Origin of the sequence: Stenotrophomonas sp. PS02297 (assembly GCF_029959705.1) — a bacterium.
Taxonomy (GTDB): Bacteria; Pseudomonadota; Gammaproteobacteria; order Xanthomonadales; family Xanthomonadaceae; genus Stenotrophomonas; species Stenotrophomonas nitritireducens.
Genome location: NZ_JASCOS010000136.1, coordinates 1 through 8,765, shown reverse-complemented (window position 1 = coordinate 8,765; position 8,765 = coordinate 1). Strand labels below are relative to the sequence as shown.

The window sequence follows — 8,765 nt, the reverse complement described above, 5'->3', positions numbered from 1 at the left end:
CTGTCCAGCGGCGCGGCGCCGGCCGCGGCCGTCGTTCCGGCGCGGCCGCGCTTCGGGCGCTCGCGGCGGCTGCTGCGCTGGGCGGCCGGGATGGCCGCGGTGCTCAGCCTGCTGGCGCTCGGCGTGCACCGGCAGGACGACGATGCCGAGTACTACGCCACGCGCAAGGGCGAGATCCTGCGCGTGCCGCTGCAGGACGGCTCGGCGATCACCCTGGATTCCGATTCGCAGGTGCGCGTGCGCTATACCGATGCGCGCCGCAACATCACCCTGCTGCAGGGCGAGGCGTTGTTCGACGTGGCCAAGAATCCCGGCCGCCCGTTCGTGGTGCGCGCACAGGAGACCGACGTGACCGCGGTGGGCACCAGCTTCGCGGTCAGCCTCAACGAACGCCGCAGCGGCGGCGTCGAAGTGCTGGTGCGCGAGGGCGTGGTGGATGTGGCCGATACCCAGGGCGCGGTGGCGCCGGCGCGGCTGCTGGCCAACTACCGCGCGCTGGCCAACCGCAGCCACGGCATCCGCATCGAGGCCGTTCCCAACGAGGACCTCGAACAGCAGCTGGCCTGGCGCGAGGGCATGTTGTCCTTCAACGGCGACACGCTCTCGGTGGCGGCGGCGCAGTTCCTGCGCTACAGCGACACCCGCATCGTCATCGACGATCCGGTGGTCGGCAGCCGCCGCATCGTCGGCCTGTACTCGGCCAGCGACCCGCTCGGCTTCGCCCGCAGCGTCGCGCTGAGCCTGGGGCTGGTGGTGGAGCAGCAGGGCAAGGTCGTGCGCCTGCGCACGCCGGAGAGCGCGCCGCACGCGGCGCATTCCATGCAATGACTCTGGATTGAACACATGAACAGGAACCCCCGGCGCGCCCGCGCGCTCGCATTGCTCACCGCGCTGCTGCTGTCCACCGGACAGGCCAGCGTGGCCGCCACTTCCGCCGACACCGCGCTGCTGATCCGCGGCGCGATGGTGTTCGACGGCACCGGCCGCCCCGCCTACCCGGCCAGCGTGCTGGTGGAGGACGGCAGGATCGCCGCGATCGCCGGTGCCGGCGAAACGCTCGCCGCGCCCAGGGGCGCGCGCGTGGTGGACGCGCGTGGGCAGGCGCTGCTGCCCGGCCTGTTCGACCTGCACACGCACTGGACGCCGAACGCGCGCCCGGCCGAGCTGCCGCAGATCGCCAACCTCTACATGGCCGCCGGCGTCACCACGGTCAGCGATTTCCACGAGCCGCCGGAGGCCTATGCGCCGCGCCGCGCGTGGCTGGCCGGGATCGCCGCGCCGGACGTGAAGTTCGCCGCGCGCATGAGCACGCCGCTCGGCCACGGCGCCGACTGGGGCGACGAGAACACCACGCGCTGGGTGAACTCGCCCGAGGCCGCGCGCGCCGGCGTGCGCGCCGTCGCCGCCTACAAGCCCGATTTCATCAAGGCCTTCACCGATGGCTGGCGCTATTCCAATGCCGCCGACAACAGCAGCATGGACGAGGAAACCCTCGCCGCGCTGGTGGACGAGGCGCACCGGCACGGATTGAAGGTGTTCACCCACACGGTGATGGTCAAGCGCGGCAAGGTCGCCGCACGCGCGGGCGTGGACGTGATCGCGCACAGCGTGCAGGACATGCCGGTGGACGAGGAACTGGTGCGGCTGATGCGCGAGCACGGCACCGCCTACGCGCCCTCGCTGGCGGTGTACCTGCCCGAGCGCGTGGACGGCAGCGGCAAGGGCGGCGCCCGTACCGACGTGCTGCAGCAGCGCGAACGCAACTTCGCCAACGCCCTGCACAACGTCAAGGCGCTGCACGATGCCGGCATCCCGGTGGTGGTCGGTACCGATGCGGGCATGACCGGTACGCCGCACGGCGCCTCGACCCTGCGCGAGTTCGAACTGCTGGTCGATGCGGGGCTGACCCCCGCCGAGGCGCTGCTCGCCGGTACCGCCAACAGCGCCCGCGCGCTGGGCGTGGACGACCGCGGCACCATCGAGGTCGGCAAGCGCGCCGACCTGCTGCTGGTGAAGGGCCGGCCGTGGGAGCGCATTGCCGATATCCGCAATACCGAGCGCGTCTACGTCGCCGGACGCCAGGTGCATGGCAAGGGCGCGGTACTGCCGGCCGGCAACCGCGCGCTGGCGCTGCCGGCGCAGCCGGTGGCGGCGCTGGTCGACGATTTCGAACGCGCCGACGGGCGCACCGCGCTGGACACCCTGCGCATCGATGAGGCCGACGGCGGCAACGACCGTACCGTGCAGGTGAGCGAGGTCGTGGCCCGCGAGACCGGCGGCAACGCACTGTCGGTGCAGGCCCGCCTGTCCACCAAGCCCAATGCCTACGCCGCCGCGATCCTGCCGCTGAGCCGCGGTTCGGTGGCGCCGGCGGACCTGCGCGCCTACCGCGGCATCCGTTTCGACGTGCGCGGCGCTGCACCGGCGCTGCGGCTGGAGGCCAGGGCATTGGGCGACCGGCGTTTCGTCGCGCCGGTGGAGGCAGGTTCCGGCTGGCGCACGCTGGAGATTCCGTTCTCCGCGCTGCAGGGGCAGCCGCCCTACCGGGCCAAGGGGCCGGTGGCCGAATGGAAGGGCGACGACGTCCAGCAACTGGTGTTCTCCGCCGGCGGCGAGGCTGGCGGCAAGGTGTGGTTCGAGATCGACAACGTCGGCTTCTATTGAGGGCGGATTGCGGTCGCGCCTGCATGCCGTTCCTGCGCAGGCGCTGGCTGTCGGGGGAAGGGCGATGCGCTCCTGCGGAGGCCGCAGTGGAAAGTGGCTTCGCCTGGTTGCGGGGTTTTCTGGAAGGTTCGATCAGGTGGAACGGAGACAGCCGATGAAACATGGATTGCTTGCCGCTACATGGCTGCTGGCGGCGCTGGCCGGCGGCACGGAAGCGGGCGAGGGCGACGTGCTCGCCCACCTCGATGCCTATGCCGCGCGCCAGGCCGAGGTCGGCCGGCAGCTGTGGCGGCAGCCTGAACTGGGCTATCTGGAAGTGCGGTCCTCGCGGTTGCTGCAACAGGAGCTGCGCCAGGCCGGCTTCCGCATCGAGGCCGGCGTGGCCGGCATGCCGACCGCGTTCGTCGCCTCCTACGGCACGCGTGGCGATGGCCCGGTGATCGCCTTGCTGGCCGAGATGGACGCATTGCCCGGCATGGCGCAGGCCGCCGAGCCGGTGCGCCTGCCGATCGAAGGGCAGGATGCCGGGCAGGCCTGTGGCCACAACCTGTTCGGCGCGGCGTCGGTCGGCGCCGCACGCGCCATCGCGCAATGGCTCAAGGCCAGCGGTACGCCGGGCGAGGTGCGCCTGTACGGCACGCCGGCCGAGGAGGGCGGCTCGGGTAAGGTCTACCTGGCCCGGGCCGGGTTGTTCGACGACGTGGACGTGGTGCTGCACTGGCATCCATCGGCGGAGAATTCGGCCGCGCAGGGCACCAGCCTGGCCAACATCAGCGGCAAGTTCCGCTTCCACGGCATCGCCGCGCACGCGGCCATCGCACCGGACCGCGGCCGTTCCGCGCTCGATGCGGTGGAGGCCTTCAACCACATGGCCAACCTGATGCGCGAGCACGTGCCCGACGGCACGCGCATCCATTACGTGATCAGCAACGGCGGCAGCGCGCCCAACGTGGTGCCGGATTTCGCCGAGGCCTACTACTACGTGCGCCATGTCGATCCGGCGGTGGTGCGCGATGTGTTCGAGCGCCTGCGCAAGGCCGCCGACGGCGCGGCGATGGGCACCGGCACCACGGTCGAATTCGAACAGACCGGCGGGGTGTTCTCGCTGCTGCCCAACGACACGCTGGGGCAGGTGATGCAGGCGGCGCTGGAACAGGTGGGCGGCGTGAGATACGACGCGCCGGAGCAAGCCTTCGCAGTGAAGTTGCAGCAGACCCTCGCGCAGCGGCCGCCGCTGGACGTGGCGATGCAGTTGCAGCCCTACCGCGCGGACCTGGCCGGCAGCGCATCGACCGATGTGGGCGATGTCAGCTGGAACGTACCGACCGTCGGCCTGGGCACCGCGACCTGGGTGCCCGGCACGCCGGCGCATAGTTGGCAGGCGGTGGCGGCCTCGGGCGCAAGCATCGGCGCCAAGGGCGCATTGAACGCCTCCAGGGCGATGGCGCTGGCCGCGGTGCGGTTGTTCCAGTCGCCGGACAGCGTGCGTGCCGCGAAAGACGAGTTCGAGCGTCGGCGCGGCGCGGAATTCCGCTACGTCCCGTTGCTGCAGCGCGAAGCGCCGCCGCTGGACTACCGGCGCAGGTAGACACGCCATCGCTGCGCGCTGCCGCCCCATGGTCTGCGTTGTAAACGGTGGGCCCCGTCTTTCGCCGGCCGCACCCCGCGCCTTCGGCGCGTCCCCTGACTCAGGGGGGGCACGCCATCGCTGCGCGCTGTCGCCCCACGGTCTGCGTTGCAAACGGTGGTCCCCGTCTTTCGCCGGCCACACCCCGCGCCTTCGGCAAGCCCCCTGACTTCAGGGGGCTTTCGTCCCCATGCATCCCGGTGGTGCCGGCCATTGGACGGCATCACTGTATGGGTGCCATGACCCGCAGCGGCGCCAGGTCGTAGCCCATGTCGGTGGCCTGGCGCTTGAGCCGTTCGAGCAGGGCGCCGTCCATCGACGGCGTGCGCGACAGGATCCACAGGTACCTGCGTCCCGGCTCGCCGATCATCGCCCACTGGTAGTCCGGATCCAGCGCGATCACCCAGTAATCGGCCCATGCCCATGGCAGCCACGACAGCCAGTCCGGCGCGAAGCGGACCTGCAGGCGTCCGGCGTGTCCGGCCACTGGGCGCGCCACGCCCTCGGCTTCGATCGTGCCGCCGTCGGCGGTGCGGCAGCGGTTGAGCACGCTGATGCGGCCATCGGCGCGCAGCCGGTAACCGGCGGTGATGTCGGCCACGCAGTTCTTCTGGAACGACACCGGCAGGTGCGCGATCTCATGCCACTGGCCGGCGTAGCGGTCCAGGTCGAAGCGTTCGACCGATTGGACCGGCGACGCCGCCAGTGCGGCGCAGCAGAACAGCAGGGACAGTGGCAACGACAGGAGCAGGCGATGGCGCATGGTCTGGCCTCCGTGGATCGGACGCAGGCTATGCAAAGCCGGGTGCCGCGAAGTAAAGGTTTTGTTGCCGGCATCCCTGGCGGGGCCTCTTCGGGCCATCGACACGCGGGGCCAGGAACGGCTCCGGGCGGTTCCTTTGTTGCGGCGATCCCGGTCGGCGATCCTCCGCGCCATCGACGGGCGATGCCGGCGATCGCCGCGGCGACTGCCTTGTTGCCGTCATCCGCCTGCCGGAAGCGGGCGTTGGCGGGCATCGCGAAAAAACTTCCGGATAGCGCTTGCCGAAAACCAAAGACCCCCGTATCATGCGCGTCCTCGCCGGCGGGAACGTCGCGAAAACAAAGTGGCCGGGTAGCTCAGTTGGTAGAGCAGGGGATTGAAAATCCCCGTGTCGGGGGTTCGATTCCCTCCCCGGCCACCACGAATCCAGAGGGCCTGCAGAAATGCAGGCCCTCTTTCTTTGCACGTGCGGCCGCCGGTTGTGCGATGGTGCCGGTACATGGCGGCGGGCCATTGCCTGCAGGCCATGGTTCCGGTCCGGGATGCAACCGAGCGCGGGAGGGCGACGATGGCGGTGGACCTGCGCAAACTGATATTGGCACTGGCCCTGCTGGGTGCCTTCCTGCCGTTCGCCAACACGCTCCACGCCAGCTATCAGGTGCAGCGGCAGCAGCTGATGGACAGCACCCTGGAAGGCAACCTGGCGTACGCGACCAAGCTCGCCAAGAGCACCGACGACTTCATCCAGTCGGCGCAACTGCAGCTGGAATACACCGCGCAGCTCCTGGTCGGGCAGATGGACGATGCCGAAAAGCTCGGCACGGAAGCGGCGCGACTGCGGCTGATGAGCAAGAGCTTCAATTCCATCGTCATCTTCGACGACACCGGCAAGGTGCTGGCGACCTCGCCGGAAACACTGCAGCTGCAGGGCAGGATCCTCGCCAGCGCCGCGGTGAAGGAATCGATCCGCTCGCGCCGGCCGCTCATCAGCAAGCCCTATCTGTCGGCGACCGGCAACTTCATCGTGCTGATGGTCAGTCCGATCCGCGACCCGCAGGGTGGTTTCCTCGGCGCGATCGGCGGCGCCATTCACCTGCAGAAGGAAAACATCCTCGACCGGCTGCTGGGCCAGCACTTCTACCACGATGGTTCGTACCTGTTCGTGGTCGATGGCGAAGGGCGGATCATCTACCACCCCGACGGCAACCGCATCGGCAAGGTGATACGCGGCAACCGGGCCGTCGACGAGGTGACCCATGGCGGCAGCGGCACGGCGTCGGTCGTGAACAGCAAGGGAATCCCGATGCTCGCCGGCTATGCGCCGGTCGCCGCCACCGGCTGGGGCGTGATCGCCCAGCGCCCGCGCGACGTCACCCTGGCGCCGCTGACCTCGCTGATGCGCACGGTGTTCTTCAAGACGCTGCCGCTGGCCGCGGTCACGGTGCTGCTGCTGTGGTGGTGCGCGCGCGTCATCGCCCGCCCGCTGCACATGCTCGCCGACGGCGCGCGCACCATGGACCAGCCAGAGACCACGCAGAACATCCGTTCGGTCCGCTCCTGGTATTTCGAGTCGCGCGAACTGAAGAAGGCGATGCTGCTGGGCATCGGCCTGTTCCAGAAGAGCATCACCAAGCTGCGCGAGGACGTGAACACCGATCCGCTGACCGGGCTGGGCAACCGCCGCCACCTGCAGGCCAGGTTGCAGGAGCTGCAGGAGCGGGCGATGCCGTTCGCGCTCGTCTCGCTGGACATCGACCATTTCAAGCAGGTCAACGACACCTGGGGCCATGATGTCGGCGACCTGGTCCTCAAGCAGCTGGCCATGCACATGCAGGACGTCTCGCGCGTGGACGATGCGCCGTGCCGGGTAGGCGGCGAGGAATTCCTGCTGCTGTTGCCCGGCGCGTCCGTGGCCAGCGCCGCGCAGGTGGCCGAGCGGCTGCGCCAGCAGGTCGAGCGGGCCAGCATGGCGCCGGTCGGGCAGGTCACGGTATCGCTGGGCGTAGCGGGCTGGCCGGAGAGCGGCCAGGACGTCGCCGCCGTGTTCAAGCGCGCCGATGAGATGCTCTACGCGGCCAAGCGCGGTGGGCGCAACCGGGTGGAGTTCAGCGCGCCGCCGGCATGAGCAGGTTGGCGCGGGCGGTTCGCGCCAGCGGCGGGCAAGAAAAAACCCCGGGGGATACCCGGGGTTTTTCTGTTTGGTGGAGCCAGGGAGGATCGAACTCCCGACCTCGTCATTGCGAACGACGCGCTCTCCCAGCTGAGCTATGGCCCCATGTTTCACGGTGATCGCAGTGCGCTGGATGAGGGTGGGACCCCGCCAGCCGTGTGACTGCTCCACATGGCCCGCAAATTCTAACGCGATGCCGGCGCCGCCGCCAAGAGGGGCAGCAACAGGGCCTGCAGCTGGTCGCGACGCCAGCCGCCGAGCGCGGCCGGCCAATCGCCGCCTTCCAGCAGCGCCTCCAGGTGCCGGCGCGAGGCGAGCAGGCCGTCGGGCAGGCCGAGTTCGGCCGTGCGGCGGGCCACGGCGTCCTGCAGGCGCTTGAGCGCGGCCTTGTTGCCGTCGGTGGCCGCCAGCGCCTGCGGCGCCTGGTCCTCGTCGGGCAGCGGCGTCTGCAGGGCCTGCCATACGGCCTGCGCCAGCTTGCGCGGCGCCTTGGGAAAACGCTCGAACAGCCGCAGCAGCCCGTCATGGTCGGCCGGCGGCGTGCGTGCCAGCACCGTGGCCAGTTCGTTGTCCAGGATCCAGCTGCGCGGCTTGTCGCTGTGCCGGGCCTGCTGGTCGCGCCAGCGCAGCAGGCGCAGCAGGCGGCGCTGCGCCTCCGGCTCCAGGAATTGCGCCGCGCGCATGGACAGGTGCGGCCAGCGCTCGCTCTCGTCGTGGTCGACGGACGCCAGCAGGCGCTGTGCGTCGTCCTGCAGCCAGTCGCTGCGGCCGAGTTCGCGCAGGCGCGCGTCGATCGCATCGTGCAGCGCGAACAGGTACTCGACATCGTCGGCGGCATAGTCGAGCTGCGCGTCCGACAACGGCCGGCGCATCCAGTCCGAACGGGTCTCGCCCTTGGGCAGGGCGACGCCGGTGACCTGCGCGACCAGTTTCTGGTAGCCCATGCCGCCGCCGATGCCGGCCAGCGCGGCGCCGATCTGGGTATCGAACAGCGGGCGCGGCAGGACGCCGCAGGCGCACTTGAACGCGACCAGGTCCTCGCTGGCGCTGTGCATGACCTTGAGGATCGAGGCATCCTCCAGCCACGGGCGCAGCGCGTCGGCCATGCCCGGCACCAGCGGGTCGATCAGCAGGATTTCATCGCCCACCGCCATCTGCACCAGCGCCAGCTGCGGCCAGTAGGTGCGTTCGCGGATGAATTCGGTGTCCAGCCCGATGCGGTCGGGGCGCTGGCGGTAACGCTCTTCCAGTTCCGCCGGGTGTTTGATCCAGTGAGCCACGTGTATTCCATCAACTGCAGGGTTTGCCCAGGCAGGCGAGAATAGCCTAACGTCGCAGCGCACCCGAGCGCGCAGAGCCTGTATGGGAGGAAGTTTGCGTACAACCGGCCCGTTGGCCTGCGTGGCCCTTTGCGTAGCGCTGGCGTGCGCCGCCTGCAGGCAGGAGCCGCCCGCGGCCGCCGCGCCGCAACCGGTCGAGGCCGAGCCGGTGGCGCCGGTCGCGGCGCCGGGGGCCCCCGCGGTAGCCGCGCCCGCGGCGGC

At 70.2% G+C, this 8,765-nt stretch carries 6 protein-coding genes and 2 tRNA genes; 5 read left to right on the top strand and 3 right to left on the bottom strand.

From position 1 onward, the window contains the following. The 3 genes from QMX80_RS17045 to QMX80_RS17035 form a co-directional block, all read left to right on the top strand. Positions 1–828, top strand: an 828-nt coding sequence (locus QMX80_RS17045) for a FecR domain-containing protein (RefSeq protein WP_282278358.1), incomplete at its 5' end; no start/stop codon positions are given. Positions 829–843: 15 nt separating this feature from the next. Next, positions 844–2,664, top strand: a complete 1,821-nt coding sequence (locus QMX80_RS17040) for an amidohydrolase family protein (protein ID WP_282278356.1) — start codon at positions 844–846, stop codon at positions 2,662–2,664. 154 nt (positions 2,665–2,818) lie between these two features. Continuing rightward, on the top strand, positions 2,819–4,252 hold the full coding sequence (locus QMX80_RS17035) for an amidohydrolase (RefSeq protein ID WP_282278355.1): 1,434 nt from the start codon (positions 2,819–2,821) through the stop codon (positions 4,250–4,252). Between the two features lie 262 nt (positions 4,253–4,514). Here QMX80_RS17035 and QMX80_RS17030 read toward each other — a convergent pair whose 3' ends face one another. Beyond that, a complete protein-coding gene (locus QMX80_RS17030; RefSeq protein WP_282278354.1) occupies positions 4,515–5,054 on the bottom strand; it encodes a lipocalin family protein in 540 nt (179 codons plus the stop codon). 345 nt (positions 5,055–5,399) lie between these two features. Here QMX80_RS17030 and QMX80_RS17025 point away from each other — a divergent pair. Both QMX80_RS17025 and QMX80_RS17020 read left to right on the top strand, forming a co-directional pair. Further along, positions 5,400–5,475: transfer RNA gene (locus QMX80_RS17025), tRNA-Phe, on the top strand. A gap of 147 nt (positions 5,476–5,622) precedes the next feature. Then, entirely contained in the window at positions 5,623–7,179 is a 1,557-nt protein-coding gene (locus tag QMX80_RS17020) for a sensor domain-containing diguanylate cyclase (RefSeq protein WP_282278353.1), read from the top strand. A 74-nt stretch (positions 7,180–7,253) separates the two neighbouring features. Here QMX80_RS17020 and QMX80_RS17015 read toward each other — a convergent pair. Then, a tRNA-Ala gene (locus QMX80_RS17015) sits at positions 7,254–7,329 on the bottom strand. Positions 7,330–7,409: 80 nt separating this feature from the next. After that, positions 7,410–8,504 carry a ribonuclease D gene (rnd, locus tag QMX80_RS17010; RefSeq protein ID WP_282278351.1) on the bottom strand — a complete coding sequence of 365 codons (1,095 nt, stop codon included), beginning with the start codon at positions 8,502–8,504 and terminating at the stop codon, positions 7,410–7,412. Positions 8,505–8,765: the final 261 nt, after the last annotated feature.